The organism is Pseudomonas sp. CH61 (assembly GCF_059429415.1).
This window is the reverse complement of record NZ_CM182098.1, coordinates 1,482,868-1,498,331: the sequence shown is the minus strand read 5'-3', so window position 1 is coordinate 1,498,331 and position 15,464 is coordinate 1,482,868. Positions and strand designations below refer to the sequence as shown.

General features: G+C 57.0%; 20 protein-coding genes. 7 read left to right on the top strand and 13 right to left on the bottom strand.

Features of this window, described 5'->3' with window-relative positions; genetic code table 11:
* Positions 1 to 169 precede the first annotated feature (169 nt).
* Both AC5SEM_RS06680 and AC5SEM_RS06675 read left to right on the top strand, forming a co-directional pair.
* Complete coding sequence (locus tag AC5SEM_RS06680; RefSeq protein WP_077571952.1) at positions 170 to 472, top strand: hypothetical protein; 303 nt, start codon at positions 170 to 172, stop codon at positions 470 to 472.
* Positions 473 to 760: 288 nt separating this feature from the next.
* Positions 761 to 973, top strand: coding sequence for a cold-shock protein (locus AC5SEM_RS06675; RefSeq protein WP_003179963.1), 213 nt, complete (start codon positions 761 to 763; stop codon positions 971 to 973).
* A gap of 72 nt (positions 974 to 1,045) precedes the next feature.
* On the opposite strand, the gene AC5SEM_RS06670 is transcribed toward AC5SEM_RS06675, so the two are convergent.
* Together AC5SEM_RS06670 and AC5SEM_RS06665 are read right to left on the bottom strand one after the other, a co-directional pair.
* Positions 1,046 to 1,363 carry an I78 family peptidase inhibitor gene (locus tag AC5SEM_RS06670; protein WP_495472433.1) on the bottom strand — a complete coding sequence of 106 codons (318 nt, stop codon included), beginning with the start codon at positions 1,361 to 1,363 and terminating at the stop codon, positions 1,046 to 1,048.
* A 169-nt stretch (positions 1,364 to 1,532) separates the two neighbouring features.
* The gene (locus tag AC5SEM_RS06665) at positions 1,533 to 1,838 is read right to left on the bottom strand and encodes a hypothetical protein (protein ID WP_495472432.1); all 306 of its coding nucleotides are present in this window, start codon (positions 1,836 to 1,838) and stop codon (positions 1,533 to 1,535) included.
* Positions 1,839 to 1,969: 131 nt separating this feature from the next.
* Here AC5SEM_RS06665 and AC5SEM_RS06660 point away from each other — a divergent pair, with 131 nt between their 5' ends.
* On the top strand, positions 1,970 to 2,182 hold the full coding sequence (locus AC5SEM_RS06660; protein ID WP_454565621.1) for a hypothetical protein: 213 nt from the start codon (positions 1,970 to 1,972) through the stop codon (positions 2,180 to 2,182).
* 33 nt (positions 2,183 to 2,215) lie between these two features.
* Here the strand turns inward: AC5SEM_RS06660 and AC5SEM_RS06655 are convergent, their stop codons facing one another.
* The 8 genes from AC5SEM_RS06655 to AC5SEM_RS06620 all read right to left on the bottom strand — a co-directional run bounded on the left by AC5SEM_RS06655 (position 2,216) and on the right by AC5SEM_RS06620 (position 9,832).
* The gene (locus tag AC5SEM_RS06655) at positions 2,216 to 3,244 is read right to left on the bottom strand and encodes a nucleoside hydrolase (protein ID WP_495472431.1); all 1,029 of its coding nucleotides are present in this window, start codon (positions 3,242 to 3,244) and stop codon (positions 2,216 to 2,218) included.
* Positions 3,245 to 3,275: 31 nt separating this feature from the next.
* The gene (gene rbsD / locus AC5SEM_RS06650; protein WP_077571948.1) at positions 3,276 to 3,680 is read right to left on the bottom strand and encodes a D-ribose pyranase; all 405 of its coding nucleotides are present in this window, start codon (positions 3,678 to 3,680) and stop codon (positions 3,276 to 3,278) included.
* Complete coding sequence (gene rbsK / locus AC5SEM_RS06645; protein ID WP_077571947.1) at positions 3,677 to 4,594, bottom strand: ribokinase; 918 nt, start codon at positions 4,592 to 4,594, stop codon at positions 3,677 to 3,679. The genes rbsD and rbsK overlap by 4 nt, the downstream gene beginning before the upstream one ends.
* A 24-nt stretch (positions 4,595 to 4,618) precedes the next feature.
* Complete coding sequence (locus tag AC5SEM_RS06640) at positions 4,619 to 5,638, bottom strand: LacI family DNA-binding transcriptional regulator (protein ID WP_141129950.1); 1,020 nt, start codon at positions 5,636 to 5,638, stop codon at positions 4,619 to 4,621.
* Between the two features lie 3 nt (positions 5,639 to 5,641).
* Complete coding sequence (locus AC5SEM_RS06635; RefSeq protein WP_095123149.1) at positions 5,642 to 6,619, bottom strand: ABC transporter permease; 978 nt, start codon at positions 6,617 to 6,619, stop codon at positions 5,642 to 5,644.
* Positions 6,616 to 8,169 carry a sugar ABC transporter ATP-binding protein gene (locus tag AC5SEM_RS06630; protein WP_495472430.1) on the bottom strand — a complete coding sequence of 518 codons (1,554 nt, stop codon included), beginning with the start codon at positions 8,167 to 8,169 and terminating at the stop codon, positions 6,616 to 6,618. The genes AC5SEM_RS06635 and AC5SEM_RS06630 overlap by 4 nt, the downstream gene beginning before the upstream one ends.
* A 56-nt stretch (positions 8,170 to 8,225) precedes the next feature.
* The gene (locus tag AC5SEM_RS06625) at positions 8,226 to 9,182 is read right to left on the bottom strand and encodes a sugar ABC transporter substrate-binding protein (RefSeq protein WP_007913476.1); all 957 of its coding nucleotides are present in this window, start codon (positions 9,180 to 9,182) and stop codon (positions 8,226 to 8,228) included.
* Positions 9,183 to 9,382: 200 nt separating this feature from the next.
* Positions 9,383 to 9,832 (bottom strand): hypothetical protein, encoded by a 450-nt coding sequence (locus AC5SEM_RS06620; protein ID WP_116031048.1) that lies wholly within the window; start codon positions 9,830 to 9,832, stop codon positions 9,383 to 9,385.
* A 348-nt stretch (positions 9,833 to 10,180) separates the two neighbouring features.
* Between AC5SEM_RS06620 and AC5SEM_RS06615 the strand changes: the two genes are divergently transcribed.
* The 3 genes from AC5SEM_RS06615 (at position 10,181) to AC5SEM_RS06605 (ending at position 12,429) form a co-directional block, all read left to right on the top strand.
* Complete coding sequence (locus tag AC5SEM_RS06615) at positions 10,181 to 11,269, top strand: asparaginase (RefSeq protein ID WP_034152752.1); 1,089 nt, start codon at positions 10,181 to 10,183, stop codon at positions 11,267 to 11,269.
* A gap of 196 nt (positions 11,270 to 11,465) precedes the next feature.
* Positions 11,466 to 11,735: a DUF1654 domain-containing protein gene (locus AC5SEM_RS06610; protein ID WP_166219800.1), complete on the top strand. Its 270-nt coding sequence runs from the start codon at positions 11,466 to 11,468 to the stop codon at positions 11,733 to 11,735.
* Between the two features lie 4 nt (positions 11,736 to 11,739).
* Positions 11,740 to 12,429: an endonuclease gene (locus AC5SEM_RS06605; RefSeq protein ID WP_034152754.1), complete on the top strand. Its 690-nt coding sequence runs from the start codon at positions 11,740 to 11,742 to the stop codon at positions 12,427 to 12,429.
* Positions 12,430 to 12,484: 55 nt separating this feature from the next.
* Here AC5SEM_RS06605 and AC5SEM_RS06600 read toward each other — a convergent pair whose 3' ends face one another.
* Positions 12,485 to 13,396 (bottom strand): siderophore-interacting protein, encoded by a 912-nt coding sequence (locus AC5SEM_RS06600; protein ID WP_495472429.1) that lies wholly within the window; start codon positions 13,394 to 13,396, stop codon positions 12,485 to 12,487.
* 87 nt (positions 13,397 to 13,483) lie between these two features.
* Complete coding sequence (locus AC5SEM_RS06595) at positions 13,484 to 13,852, bottom strand: penicillin-binding protein activator LpoB (protein ID WP_093432120.1); 369 nt, start codon at positions 13,850 to 13,852, stop codon at positions 13,484 to 13,486.
* A 250-nt stretch (positions 13,853 to 14,102) separates the two neighbouring features.
* Here AC5SEM_RS06595 and csrA point away from each other — a divergent pair, with 250 nt between their 5' ends.
* Positions 14,103 to 14,297 carry a carbon storage regulator CsrA gene (gene csrA / locus AC5SEM_RS06590; protein WP_003179932.1) on the top strand — a complete coding sequence of 65 codons (195 nt, stop codon included), beginning with the start codon at positions 14,103 to 14,105 and terminating at the stop codon, positions 14,295 to 14,297.
* A gap of 217 nt (positions 14,298 to 14,514) precedes the next feature.
* Here the strand turns inward: csrA and AC5SEM_RS06585 are convergent, their stop codons facing one another.
* The gene (locus AC5SEM_RS06585; RefSeq protein ID WP_099758543.1) at positions 14,515 to 14,970 is read right to left on the bottom strand and encodes a DUF2214 family protein; all 456 of its coding nucleotides are present in this window, start codon (positions 14,968 to 14,970) and stop codon (positions 14,515 to 14,517) included.
* Positions 14,971 to 15,464: the final 494 nt, after the last annotated feature.

The window sequence follows — 15,464 nt, the reverse complement described above, 5'->3', positions numbered from 1 at the left end:
ATCCGGAGCCTGAGAACGCTTGAGCCCGGCATGCTAGCACAGATGAGCGGTCACTTATGCCTCTGTTTGATCACAAGGCAAATCGTCTGTTTTTATGCCAGAGTGCTGAACTTGATGGCCCCTTCAGCCCTCAGATAACAAGACATTGACCCACAAGGAGCATCCTCGCATGCGTCTGAATACCCTGTTCGCCGTCGTCGCCCCTATCGTTATGTTGCTGCCGCTGAGTGCCCACGCCGACTGGCCTAAGGGCGAGCGTGAGAAGTACATGGCCCAGTGCACCCAGGCGGCGACTCCGCAAATTGGCGCTGCTGCGGCCAAATCGCACTGCGCTTGTGGCGCTGATGCCATCAAGTCTTATCCAGCGAGCGACATTCAGGCGCTGATGGACAACAAAGCCACTCCTGAATTGCAGCAGAAAGCGCTGGGCCAAATCGCCAAATGCAAGGCAAACACCCCGGCGAAAAAGTGATCGAAAAAGCATTCTGAGTCGGCTCAACGCCGCTAAAAAGGGCTGAATTTGAGCCTTTTCGGACGATTTATGCAGGTTTTACAGGTTTTTTTATTGTCTTTACGTTCCGCGCAAAGCCTTGTAAACCGGGGCTTTCAGCCGAAATAGACAGTAAAGAAAACACGACTGATTGGCAAACAGCACGTCCGGGGGGCTACCAAAGCGAACATTTCGACTATGATATCCCGGTGTGCCCAGTTGGCCTGAGCAGCACAGTACTGAAAAATATATGTTTCTTGGAGATACACCATGTCTAATCGCCAAACCGGCACCGTTAAGTGGTTCAACGATGAAAAAGGCTTCGGCTTCATCACTCCTCAAGGTGGCGGTGACGACCTGTTCGTACACTTCAAAGCTATCGAATCCGACGGTTTCAAAAGCCTGAAAGAAGGCCAGACCGTCTCCTTCGTGGCTGAGAAAGGCCAAAAGGGTATGCAAGCTGCACAGGTTCGCCCAGAGTAATTTCTGCGCGCACTAAAAAAACCCCGTCCATGTGACGGGGTTTTTTATGTCTGCAACAAAAGCCTTCGCTGATCAGCCGCAGTTGACGCGTGTGATCACCAGATTGTTGTCGGTGTTCAGATTCAAGCGATCGGAGCGGTACTCAAGCGTGATCATGTCGTTCGGCTTGAGAAAGCGGGCATTTTGCGCCCCGGCTTTGTTGCGTGCTTGCTCCAGCAACTCTGGTGAAGCTTTCTCGCCGATGGCGAATTCCGCCGCCGTTGCTTCACAGCGGCTGTGACCGGCTTCGGTCGCCGCAGTTTCCTTTGCCGACTCGCTGGAGGTCGTGCTGCAACCGGCCAACATGGCAGCGGCCATAAGTGCACCCAGTGTCGCGAACTTCAAAGGCATGAAGCCTCCTTGTTTTCAAAATGGTTAAGCTGAGATCGTGCGACCGCCGTTCCGGCATTTGGTTTCACGGCCAAGGCCATCACCCCGCCCCACGACCGGAAAAACGCCGAGTGTGCCTGAGCGGCATGCGTCACTTCAGCAATCAATCGTGACTGAATATTAACGGCGCTCAGTAGACGTCGATGTAGTCATACGGCGGATTCGGCCAGTTGTCCTTCAGCGCATTGAAAATCTGTATCACCCACACCTCGTCACTGGCCGCGACATTGCCCACGTAGCCCGAGCCCTTGGCCCAGGTTTCCAGGCGAAACAGCAAACCGTCGATATCCTGCCCACCGGTAACGCCGGAAGAAATGTAAGCGATACCGCCCTTGGTCACGCGCAGCTGCGTGTGTTCGTCATCGCTAGCCGAAGCGAGCAATTGGCGCACCGCATCGAGCGTGAGGCCGTCAGGGGTATTCAAATCGATCTGCACAGCAAAATCCTTGCGAGCCTTTAAAAGACCAAGTGTCGCATAGCGCTCCGCTCATGCCTAAGTCGCAGTGCCAAATGCCCGACAAAATGGTTAACTCGCTCTCATACATTCCCGACTCTTCGAGCGCACTCATGAGCACCGTAAGCATCACCGCCGACATCAAAGTCCTGTGGCCGAAGGGGCACAGCTCATATAGCCCGGGCAGTTCGGAGGAGCTGGCGTTGATCAGCATCGACCTGCTGGTCAAGACGATGGGAACACAGGGCGCACAAACGTTTATCGCTCAAGTGTTCGAGCGGTATCAGCACGACCACAAGGTCACACTGGATACCGAGAGAGAATAAAAACCCGCAGATTGGCACCTGCGGGTTTCAGCCTTATTTCAAACGTTTCAGGCGCTCGGTCAGCAAATCAAAGAAGCCTTGCGCGTCGCCGTTTTCCACCCAGAAGGCGTTCTTCGGCGCTTTCAGGCCATCGTACCAATCGACGATGGTCTGACCGAAAGTCGGCCCTTCACGACTATCCACCACGACATTCACCGAACGACCGGCGAACAGTTCCGGCTTGAGCAGATAGGCCACAACGGTAGCGTCATGCACCGGGCCGCCCGGAATACCGTAGTGCTCCATGTCGCCTTTGATGTACTCATTGAGGATGTCGCCGACAATCTTGCTCGCGTTGTTGTTCAGCGCCGCGATCTGCTTCAGTCGCGCGTCACTGGTGAGAATCTTGTGGGTCACGTCCAGTGGCAGGTAGGTCAGTTTCACGCCGCTTTTCAGCACGACTTCGGCCGCTTGCGGGTCAGCAAACAGGTTGAATTCAGCCACCGGGGTGATGTTGCCGCCGTTGAAGTGCGCACCACCCATGATCACCACTTCCTTGATGCCCTGAACAATTTCAGGTTCCTGGATCAGCGCCAATGCCAGGTTGGTCTGCGGACCGAGCATGGCGATCGTGATGCTGTGCGGCTTGGCTTTTTTCAGCGTATCGATCAGGTAGTTGACCGCATTGCCTTCAGCCAGACCCTTTTTCGGTTCGTGCACGGTGACACCCGACAGGCCTTCCTTGCCATGGATGTTCTCGGCGTAAATCGGCGTGCGCATCAGCGGCTTTGGCGCACCCGCATAAACCGGTACGTCTTCGCGCCCTGCCCACTCGCGAGCCAGGCGCGCGTTACGCGAAGTCTTGTCGAGGCGCACATTACCGGCGACGGTGGTCAGCGCGCGAATGTTCAGTTCTTCCGGCGAGGCCAGCGCGAACAACAGGGCGACCACGTCGTCGGCCCCAGGATCGGTATCGATGATCAGGTCGATTTTTTCCGCCGCCTGAGCGCCGGTCGCAGTGATTACGGACAAAAGCAGTAAACCCCGGATGAGTTGATGCAGTTTCTGAGCATAGCGTTGCATGGCGCATTCCTTGTGCATGTGGAATCGAAAATCAGAATGTAACCCCGGCGACGAGGACGATATTGCAGTACGGCTGGCATTCACCTGTACGAACAATCGCCCGAGCCTGTCGGCTGAGAACCTTGAATTGCTCGTGACTGAGCAGATCGCGACGGCCCAGAGCGCCCTCTTCATTCAACGCGTCCAGCGCAGTCAGTGCGGACGGTTGCTTGTCGAAGATTTCTTTGGCCAGCGCATGGCTTTCCACCTGCATCTCGCTGAGCACGACTTTCAGGGTGCTGACGAAATCCGGAACGCCATGGGTCAGCGCCAGATCAATCAGCTCGACACCCGGCGGCACTGGCAGCCCGGCATCACCAATGACCACCATGTCGCCATGGCCCAGGGATGCGATCAGCCGCGACAGTGCGACGTTAAGCAGAGGAGTCTTTTTCATGCGGGTTTAAAGGCCTGTACGTCGGATTGGGTTGGAATGGACGGTTGCGCGCCGGCACGAGTTACTGACAGCGCGGCGGCGATCTGCCCGTAGCGAATCGCTTCAGCCTCGGACTTGCCATTTGCCAGCGCCGCCGCAAAGCCACCGACAAAAGTGTCTCCGGCGGCGGTGGTGTCGACAGCCTTCACTTTCGGTGCCGGAAAATGCTCAAAGCTCTGGCCGTTAGCGAACAGCGAACCTTGAGCGCCGAGGGTAACGATGACTTTACCCGCACCCATGGCGATCAGTTGGCTGGCGGCACTTTCTGCGCTTTCCAGCGAGTCCACCGGCAACCCGCTCAACGCGGTCGCTTCGCTCTCATTGGGGATCAGGTAGTCAATCGCGGCAAACCAGTCTGCCGGCAGCGGACGACTGGCCGGCGCCGGATTGAGGATGACGATTTTGCCCAGTGCACGCGCACGCTTGAGCGCATGACCGACCGTGGCATCGGGAATTTCGAGCTGGCAGATGATCACGTCGGCGGCTTGCAGCACCGCATCAAACCGATCGATCACTGTGGGCGTCATGGCACCGTTGGCGCCGGCGACAATGACAATCGCGTTCTGACTGTTGTCATCGACCACGATCAGCGCCACGCCGCTGGAGTCATTGACTGTACTCACTGCCTGACAATCGATCTGCTCGGCCAATAGGGCGTTACGCAATTGCACGCCATAGTCGTCATTGCCAACGCAACCGACCATCGCCACCTGCGCGCCCAATCGCGCGGCGGCCACCGCCTGATTGGCGCCCTTGCCGCCGGAAACCGTGGCAAATGAATGACCGATCAGCGTTTCACCACCTACGGGCAGCCGTGGCGCCCGGGTCACCAGATCCATGTTCAGGCTGCCTATTACCACTACATTTGCTGGCATACATCATTACTCGTCAATTCGGTTTCAGCGGTACTCGGTGAACACGCCGGACAACGGGGCGGTCGATTCGCGCAAGACAATACTCGGGGTCACGATCCGCTGATCGGTACCCAGAGTCGGCGTAGCGATCCTTCGCAACAGCACTTCGGCGGCCATCTCACCCAGTTGCAGGATCGATTGCCCCACCGTGGTGAGTGCCGGATACACGTAACGACTCATCTGGATATCGTCGAAACCGATCACCGACAACTCGCTCGGCACGCGGACATTACGTTCCGCCGCCGCACGCAGCACACCGATACCGATCATGTCGTTACCGGCAAAGATCGCGCTCGGTGGATTGCTCTCGAGGAGAATCGCTGCCGCGTTGTAGCCGCCGGTACTGGTGAAATCACTTTCCAGCATGCGCGCTTGTCGCACTTCGATGCCCGCTTCTTTCAGCGCCCGGCAATATCCGGCCTGACGCATCTGCGCCACACTGGTACTGGCCGGACCGCCAATGGTGGCGATGTCGCGATGCCCCAATTCGAGCAAGTGCCGGGTGGCGAGGTAAGCGCCGTATTCGTGGTCGATGCGCACCAGATCGGCATCGACACCGTCGAGACCACGGTCGACGATGACCATCGGCGTTTTCACTCCGGCCAACCCCTGCGCCAGACCGCTGTCACCGCCAGCGGAGGCGACGATCAAACCGTCGATGCGTTTCTCCAGCAATACGCGCAAATAGCTGCGCTGCTTATCGGGGTTGTCGTCGGAGTTGCAGAGGATCACGCAGTAGCCGTTACGCTCGCAATAATCCTCGATACCCCGCGCCAACTCCGCAAAGTACGGGTTGAGACTGTTCGGCACCAGCAGGCCAATGGTTGCAGTGGTCTTGGCCTTCAGCGAGCGCGCTACCGCACTCGGCACATAGTCGAGGCTCTTGATCGCCGCCTCGACTTTCAGCCGCACTTCCTGACTGACCGGCCGCGTGTTGTTGACCACATGCGACACCGTCGTGTAGGAAATTCCCGCGAGGGCTGCCACGTCCTTGATCGTTGCCATGTCTTAGCCCCGGCGACTGGCGCGCTGACTGCGATAAGTATCGAGCACCACCGCGATCACGATGACCGCACCCGTGATGATTCGTTTGGTCGGTTCGGTCGCGCCGATCTGCGCCAGACCCGCCGCCAGTACCGAGATGATCAGTACGCCAAAGAATGTGCTGATCACCGAGCCACGCCCGCCCATCAGGCTGGTACCGCCGATCACCACCGCGGCGATCACTTGCAGCTCCAGACCGGAACCGGCGTTCGGGTCAGCAGCTTCCAGACGGGAAATCTGAAACAGCGCGGCGATACCGGCCAGCAGGCCCATCAGGCTGAACACCAGAATCTTGTAGGGTTTCGGATTGATCCCCGCCAGACGCACCGCCTCTTCGTTGGTGCCGATGCCGATCAGGTAGCGACCGAACACGGTACGGGTCAGAACGGCTTGGGCAATGATGATCACCAGCAAGGCAATGATGAACGACGGCGAGATACCGAACGCGATGGGGTTCGACAGCCAGGCAAACGAGTCGCCGATGTAGGCAGTGCGCGACCCGGTCATCTGATAGGCCAGGCCCCGAGCCATTTCCAGCACACCCAGAGAGACGATGAACGATGGAATCCGCCAGGCCACAGTGATCGAACCAGTGACCGTACCGGCCAGTGCCGCCACCGCCATGCCGAGCAATGCTGACGGCAACACGCCCCAGCCCCAGCCAAGAATGGCGACACTGACCGTCGAAGCGGCGAGTGCCAGAACCGACCCCACCGAAAGGTCGATGCCGCCGATGATCAACACGAAGGTCATACCGACCGCTAGCACCATCAGATCGGGAATCTGGTTGGCCAATGTACTGAAGGTGTTATAGGACAGAAAGTGGCTGCTCAAGACCGAGAACAGCGCAATCATCGCCAGCAAGGCACCGGCCAGGCCCAGATAAGTGCCCAGGCCATAGAAGTTGCCACCACGTTTGCCGGCAGGAGATGCAGTTTTCATGGGAGATCCCTAGGCGCCGCTTCATTGAGCAACGCATCACGTTTTTGGTAGCCGGCGAACGCGGCGGCAAGCAAGTCATCCTGGGTCCAGCTGTCGCGCTCGAAAGTGTCGATCAAGCGCCCCGCCGAAAGCACGCCGATCCGGTCGCAGATCAGCATCAGTTCACGCAGGTCACTGGATACCACCACCAGCGCTTTGCCCTGACGCGTCAGTTCGCCGAGCAAGGCATAAATGTCGAACTTGGCACCGACGTCGATACCACGGGTCGGCTCGTCGAACAGCAGCACCGAACAGTCACGTTCCAGCCAGCGGCCGATCACGACTTTCTGCTGGTTGCCACCGGACAACTCTGAAACCAGTTGTGTCGGACTCGAACTGCGGATACGCATGGCGTCGATCTGACGCTGCGCCAGAGCGATTTCGTCGCCGTTGTTGACGACCCCGCCACTGGAAATTTCCGGCATGTTGCCGAGCGCGATGTTGGCGCTGATCGACTGACTGAGCAGTAGGCCTTCACCTTTGCGATCCTCGGTTATCAACGCGATACCGTTACTCACCGCATCGACCGGCGAGCGTACGCTGACCACTTTGGCCGGCGAGCCGAGTGCAATGCTGCCGCTGTCGGCAATGTCTGCGCCGAAGATCAGTCGCAGCAGCTCTGTGCGCCCTGCCCCGATCAATCCGGAAATCCCAAAGATCTCGCCGGCACGCACTTCGAACGAGACATCGCGCACTTTGTCGGAGCGAGTCAGACCCGTGACAGTCAGAGCCGGAGCACCAATCTTGCGCGGCCCCATGTCGATATGTTCGCCCAGTTCACGACCAACCATCAGCGTAACCAGTTGCTCGCTGTTGTAATTGGCCATCGGCTCGACGCAGACCAGATTGCCGTCACGCAGCACGGCAATCCGCTGCGCTACGCGGGCCAGCTCTTCGAGACGGTGGGAAATGTAGATGATCGAAACGCCGCGCGCCTGCAAGCGGGTGATCTGCTCGAACAACATTTCGACTTCGCGCGCGGTGAGCATCGCGGTCGGTTCGTCGAGGATCAGCACATGGCAATCGCCAATCAGGTTGCGGGCGATTTCAACCATCTGCTGATGACCAATACCCAACTCGCCAACCAGCGTATCCGGGTCGATCGCATCGAGGCCGACTTGTGCCATGGCTTCGATCGCCGCTTTGCGCAGTTGCTTACGGCTGATCCAGCCGCCGTTGCTTGGCAGATTGTCGAGAAACAGGTTTTCCGCGACCGACAATGTCGGCAACAGATTGAGTTCTTGCATGACCATGCGCACGCCGAGCTCTTCAGCCTGGGTACGGCTGCCCGGACGATAGTCTTTGCCGTTGAATTGCATCTGGCCGGAGGTCGGGGTGACCAGTCCGCCGATGATTTTCGACAGGGTACTTTTGCCGGCACCATTCTCGCCGGTCAGCGCCAGCACTTCACCGCGCATCAGCGTCAGATCGATGCCGCTGAGCACCGGCTGCGCATAGGTCTTACCGATACCGCTGACCGAGAGGACAGCGTTCGGGGCGGAAACTGACATAAAAACTCTCCATGCGCTCGCCCGGACGGACGAGCGCCGTTGTGTCGCCAGAAGACTTACTGGGTGACCAGCTCGACCGGTGTTTCGATCACGCCGTTGGCGCCGCTGTCGACTTTCTCGCCCTTGATGATTTTCAGCGCGGTTTCGATACCGAACACGGCCTGCTTGGCAGCGAACTGGTCAGCCGTGGCCAACACGCGGCCGTCCTTCAACATTGGCTTGATGGCATTGATGTTGTCGTAACCGACGACTTTAACCTGCCCCGCCTTGCCGGCAGCACGCACGGCGGAGACAGCACCTACAGCCATGCTGTCGTTGCCGGCCAGCAATGCTTTGACGTCCGGGTATTCGCTGAGGATCGACGCGGCAACCTTGTTGCCCTTGTCGATTTCCCAGTCACCGGATTGCAGGGAAACGATCTTGATCTGTGCAGCGTCCATCGCATCCTTGAAGCCAGCAGTGCGCTGCTGGGCATTGGTGGTCGTGGACACGCCTTCAATGATGCCGACTTCGTCACCGGCCTTGAGCTGCTTGGCCAGGTATTCGCCGACCAGACGCGCGCCTTTGCGGTTGTCCGGGCCTACAAAAGGCACGCTGATGTTTTTGCTTTTGACGATGGCCGGATCGAGCTGGTTGTCGATGTTGATCACGGTGATGCCGGCATCGACAGCTTTCTTGATCACCGGCACCATGGCCTTGGAATCGGAAGGCGCGATCACCAGTGCATTGACCTTGGCCAGGATCATTTGCTCGACGATGCGGGTCTGGCCAGCAGTGTCGGTTTCATCCTTGATGCCATTGGAGATCAGGTCGAAATCGGCGGAGTGTTCTTTCTGGTAGGCCTTGGCGCCATCTTCCATGGTCAGGAAGAATTCGTTGGCCAGAGACTTCATGACCAGCGCGACTTTAGGTTTTTCGGCGGATTCGGCGAATGCCGAGGAGACAGGTAGTGCGGCGGCTGTGGCAGCCAGCATAGCGACAGCAAGAAGACGTCCAGCGAATGGCAGCTTCATGGGTTCACTCCGATCTTATGATTATTGTGAGCAACGCTTGCGCTGGCGTAAGCTACTTGGCTTTCTGCCGGGCCATAAAGCGCCGGGAGCGCCACGCAAACGTTTGCGTAGACCGAACTATGCGAATCCCGCCGACATTTGTCAACAATCAGAAATCGTCATTTTTTGTAGGGCGAATCGTCCGACTCGCCCTCCGCTGCTTATGCCGTGGTGCTGACCAGGTTACCGCTGGTGGAACTCTTGGTCATTTCCTTGACCAGTGCACCGGCCACTTCTGCCATCGCAGCGCTGGTTTGCGCGATTTGCCCCTGAATGGACATCACCGCCTGCGATTTGGCCTCAGGCGTCGGATAGCTCTTGGCCTGTGCGGCCGCCAGTTGTTGTTGCTGCTCCTGAAGTTGCTTCTGCAGTTCCTGCATGCGCTTGAGCAACATCTTGACCGTGACACTCAGGTTGTCGCCGCTTTCAGCCTTGCTGTCTTCTGGCGCGGCAGCACCACCGGTCCTGACCTGATTGTTCGATTCTTTCTCTGTGCCCAGCGCCTCGGTGGAAGCCTCCGCTCCCGCCTCGCTCAATGCATTGATAGTCGCTGCGGTTTTGCCGCCGATGGTGACTGCCGCAGGATTAGATAAACCGACCGTCAGTGACATGTGAACTCCCTAGATTCTTTTTCCTTGAACAACCATCGGCCCCCGCGAAGGTTTCTTTAGCAGAAAAGCCGAAACCGGCCACTCGAATCACTCGACAAAAGCAGTAGTCCTTTTCGGAGAGCCGAACGCGAAAGCGTCCATTGTTCGGAAACCCGGATAAACGATTCGCCCCGCAATTTGCCAACTCCAAAAATCTTGATGTAAATCATCAAGTTAAACATTTCTCTGACGCAAAGTACGGCTGGTACAGATCCTGCTCCCTTCACCGCACCCCGGGCATCCAGATCGGCTTGGGGTGCATCTAGATGAACCTGCATCAGCACCGTCTCACTACTAGAGAGAAAAATAATGAAATCTGCTTTCAACACTTTGGTACCGGGCGCTTTGGCCCTTCTCCTGCTCCTGCCCACCGCCCTCCAGGCGAAAGAAGTCGAAACCCAGACCAAGCTCGCTAACGTCGTAGTACTGGCCACCGGCGGCACCATCGCCGGCGCCGGCGCAAGCGCCGCCAACAGCGCCACCTACCAGGCGGCGAAGGTTGGCGTCGAACAATTGATCGCCGGCATTCCCGAACTGAGCAAACTGGCGAACGTGCGTGGCGAACAAGTCATGCAGATTGCCTCGGAAAGCATCACCAACGAAAACCTGCTGCAACTGGGTCGTCGTGTAGCCGAACTGGCCGACAGCAAAGACGTCGACGGCATCGTCATCACCCACGGTACCGACACCCTGGAAGAAACCGCTTACTTCCTCAACCTGGTGGAAAAAACCGACAAGCCGATCATCGTCGTCGGTTCGATGCGCCCGGGCACTGCCATGTCCGCCGATGGCATGCTTAACCTGTACAACGCCGTGGCCGTGGCCAGCAGCAAAGAAGCGCATGGCAAAGGCGTACTGGTGACCATGAATGACGAAATCCAGTCCGGTCGCGACGTCAGCAAGATGATCAACATCAAGACTGAGGCCTTCAAAAGTGCCTGGGGCCCACTGGGCATGGTGGTTGAAGGCAAATCCTACTGGTTCCGCTTGCCAGCCAAGCGTCACACCATGGATTCGGAATTCGACATCAAAAACATCAAGAGCCTTCCTGATGTAGAAATCGCTTATTCCTACGGCAACGTCAGCGATACTGCCTACAAGGCTCTCGCCCAATCCGGTGCCAAGGCAATTATCCATGCCGGTACCGGTAATGGCTCAGTCTCCTCCCGCGTGGTTCCAGCCCTGCAAGCGCTGCGCAAGGATGGCGTGCAAATCATTCGTTCGTCCCACGTCAACGCTGGCGGCTTCGTTCTGCGTAACGCCGAACAGCCGGACGACAAGTACGACTGGGTTGTTGCTCACGACCTGAACCCGCAGAAAGCTCGCATCCTGGCAATGGTCGCCCTGACCAAAACCAACGACAGCAAAGAGCTGCAACGGATGTTCTGGGAATATTGATGGACCTTCGCCCAATCAATTCTTGATTGGGCACCCTGCGCCACTCGCCTGACCGGTGGGTGGTGCATCGCTCATAACGCTCTCGCACTTTTCCCACAAAAAATTCGACACGACCTACACCAAACTCGGAAAACCGCTGTCAGAGGATTTTCTTGAATTTTAAGCAGTTGCGAAAATGCTTACAGTTAAATACTGTATGCACGTACAGCTTAATAAGGATAACCTCGTGGCCACCTCCCCTGATGCTCCTGACGCTTACGAACGCATGGGCATGCGCGTTCAGAAAATCATCAATTCCCCCACCGCACAAAAAGCCAAAGCCGCACTGATCTTCCGTCTGCCGGACGAGCCGATGGACGAGTGGGAGCGCCTGCTCGAGGAAATCGACGAGAACGACAACGTCACCCTCGCCTATCGCGACGACGGTGGCGTGCAGATTTTTTGGGTTGTACCGAAGGAAGATTGATTCAATGAGTGTCCGCTGTTTTGCTTTGCTGCTTTTGTTCATCGCCATGGGTGCCCAGGCTGGCGCACCCCGCACATTTACCGAAGCCAAGAAGGTCGCCTGGAAGCTTTATGCACCGCAGTCCACAGAGTTTTATTGCGGGTGCAAGTACACCGGCAACAAGGTTGACCTGAAGGCTTGCGGTTACGTACCGCGCAAGAATGCCAAGCGTGCGTCACGCATTGAATGGGAACACATCGTGCCGGCCTGGCAGTTCGGCCATCAGCGTCAGTGCTGGCAGGAAGGCGGCCGCAAGAACTGCACCCGATACGACCCAAGCTATCAAAAGGCTGAAGCCGATCTGCATAACCTGGTGCCGAGCATTGGCGAGGTCAATGGCGATCGCAGCAATTTCAGCTACGGCTGGCTGCCAGTGCAATCCGGGCAATACGGCTCGTGCCTGACCCAGGTCGACTTCAAGGCGAAGAAGGTCATGCCTCGCCCGTCAATTCGCGGCATGATCGCCCGCACCTATTTCTACATGAGCAAGCAGTACGGCTTGCGCCTGTCGAAACAGGATCGACAATTGTATGAGGCGTGGGACAAGACTTACCCGGTGCAGGACTGGGAGCGTCAGCGCAATCAGAGCGTGGCGTGTGTGATGGGGCGCGGTAATGAATTCGTCGGCCCGGTGAACATGAAAGCCTGCGGTTGATTTCAGCGCAGAAAAAAGGCCTCGAACGTAATGTTCGAGGCCTTTTCATTTGTGCCTAGTTGGCTGCCTTGTCGTGCCGCCAGTAGCCCATCAAATTGAGAGACTCACGAGGCATGCCACATTCTTTGATCAGGTATCTGCGCAAACTCATCACCGCCGCCGACTCTCCGGCAATCCAGCCATAAAAGCCTTCAGTGGCGGTATCGGCGATTTCCCAGAGAATGTCCTTCTCTATGTCAACGTCAGCCAATTCAATCGCTTGCCCCGCTGAAGATACATGGACGGGCAAAGTCGCCGCCCTGACCGCCTCCACCATCAGCGCTCCCGCGACTGTTTCGCTCGCAGGTTCCCGGATCAACCAACGTACCGACAACGCCGGCCAATCAGGGACGTCGAGCATGTCCTGAGCACTGTCCACTTCGAAAAATGCCTGAACTTGTGGTGGCTCGGCGAGCATCGCCAACTCATCAAGAATGCCCATGGCTGCTGGCAGCGCCGTCGCATCTGCAACGAGCAAAAGCTGCTTGAGTGCCTGTGGCGGCTTCCATTCAAAACCGCCGGCCTCCTGCGCCGAGAAATGGCGATCGGGCGCAAGGATCTGCATCGAATCACCAGGCTGCGAATGCAGCGCCCAACGCGACGCCGGCCCGGTCTCACCGTGTAGAACAAAATCAATATCGACTTCGCCTTGCTCCGCGCGTAAATGCCGGATGGTGTAGGTGCGCATAGCGGGACGTCGGTCTGCCAGCATCGCGCGAAACCGGGCGTACCAACCGTCCTCTTGAGAAAGCTTGGCGTGCGAGCCATTGGCTGCAGGAAAGAACAGCTTCACCCGCTGATCCGGCGCCCAGGTCGCCATTTCGCGGACTGGAAGACCGACGAGCGTGATCCGCATCATGTGCGGGCTCAACCGGGTTTTTCGATGCAAGGTTACATCGAACAATTTGTAAGGATTGGCGGAGGCCATGGGGAACTCCTTCAGGAAATCATCAACGACTTCAATAGGAACGAGTCGCGCTAGAGAGCCTTTAGGAGATTCCGCCGACCGGAACGTTTACGGCGTGAGCGGATGCTCGACCAACACCGATTCAACGTTTTGTTTCTTGGCCTTCACCAGCGCAGCATCCACTTGAACCTTGCGAGCTTCCGCTTCAGCCTGGGAGTTGAACGGGCCAATCAGAATTCGCGTTTTGCCGCTGCTGTCCTTGATCACCGTAGGCACGAAGGCGTGCTCGATGAGCCAGCCACTCAGGTCGCTGACAGCCTGTGGCGTTTCACCGCGCACTTCGAGATCCCATTGTGGTGCAGCGGCCGCCGCCGGCGCCGTCACTGCTGCCGACTGTGGTTTTGCTGCGTCTGCATTCTTGCCTTCACCACACCCTGCCAATACCAGTGCCGCGACTACCCAAACCAATTTGCGCACAACGCTTTCCTCGAAATTCTCAAAGCCGCGATCTTATCATTCATAAATACTTCGCGAGCCCCGCAAAATGGGCACAAAACAACGAGATTGATGCCTGCAGCCTCTGTATAGTTACGCCCTGGGAATTAATGCCGCATCTGCGCGTCAGAAAGAGGCACCCAAACCGTGAGACTTCGCACTAATCTATACGTACCACCGACCTCTGCACTGTCTGAATCAGGTGCCCTACAAAGCAATCAAGGAGAAGACCATGCTGATACTCACCCGCAAAGTCGGTGAAAGCATAAACATCGGTGATGACATCACTATCACCATTCTGGGCGTAAGCGGCCAACAGGTCCGCATTGGTATCAACGCTCCGAAAAACGTTGCCGTGCACCGTGAAGAGATTTACCAGCGCATTCAGGCTGGCCTGACCGCCCCGGACAAGCCACAAACTCCCTGAGCCGCCTCGCAGTCAGTAGCCAGTCCGTTTTACCTTGTGGAATGACTGGCTAGAGATTCACGCGCCGTTTTGCCATCCGCTCCCACCTCGCTGGGTACGGCGCCTGACACATGATCCTTCCGCGTTACCCTCCCGCCCTTTCTGCTGATCGATACTACCGAGCATTCTCAAGACTGGCTGTCGGACATTTCCGATAGAGCGAAGGGAATTGGCCTTCCTACCCGAACGTCACACCACGTGCCATGCCTGTGGCTGCAACCATCATCAGCACCAGTAACAGCGCTTCGACGTGACTGATGCGTGCAAACAACTTTGCTCTCCCGGTATCGAGCACCGCCCCCCGCGCCTTGGCGATCCGCCATTTGATCAGCGTGATCATCGGCGCAAGCTCCATCAACAGAATCAGCACGAACAGCGTCATCTTCAGGTGAAACAGCGGCTGATGAAGATAATAGTCAGTGCCTTTTTCGTAACCGCCAAAGGCACGCATCCCGCCTGTGATCAACAAGATCAGCGCGCAAATCCCCCAGAAATTGTCAGCCAGCAGAACCCGACCGGCCTCCCCCGTCCCGGCCGCCAGGCGACTGAACGCCGTCCCACGCGTCAGCACCGCCCAAAAACCCAAGGCAAATGCCAGCAGATGAACAGCTGCAAGAAACCAATGAACCAGCATCGATACACCCTCATCAGAAAGAGTTGAAAATCGGCCAGTCAGTAGTAGTTGAAAAAACAAGGATTTGCCTGCGGGGTGTCGCCAGGCTTTCAGGAGAGATCGAAAGGAGAAATTTCAGCCAGTTGAGGCAAATCGCAGGCAAAAAAAATCCCAAGCAGCTGATGGAAGCTTGGGATTTAAAAATGCATAAACCGTGGTGGTGAACGCGGGGCGGATCTTACTGAATCATGCTGCACCTAACAACTTATTTTTGATAACCGGTCGGTTAAAAATCATCGTAAGTCATTAAATATCCACACTATTTCAAAGGACGATGGCGACAGACGGTTACTCATCGGCCGCCACAAAGCATAACTTCAGCACTGGCAACAACCACTTCCGCCCGGCCTGAAGATTCGTGCGCAAACCAGCAATGATCGCAAATCAATCAGAGCGCCGCAAAACACCATCCAAATTCAGTCAACAAAAAAGATGTAACAATTGTTAACCATGCT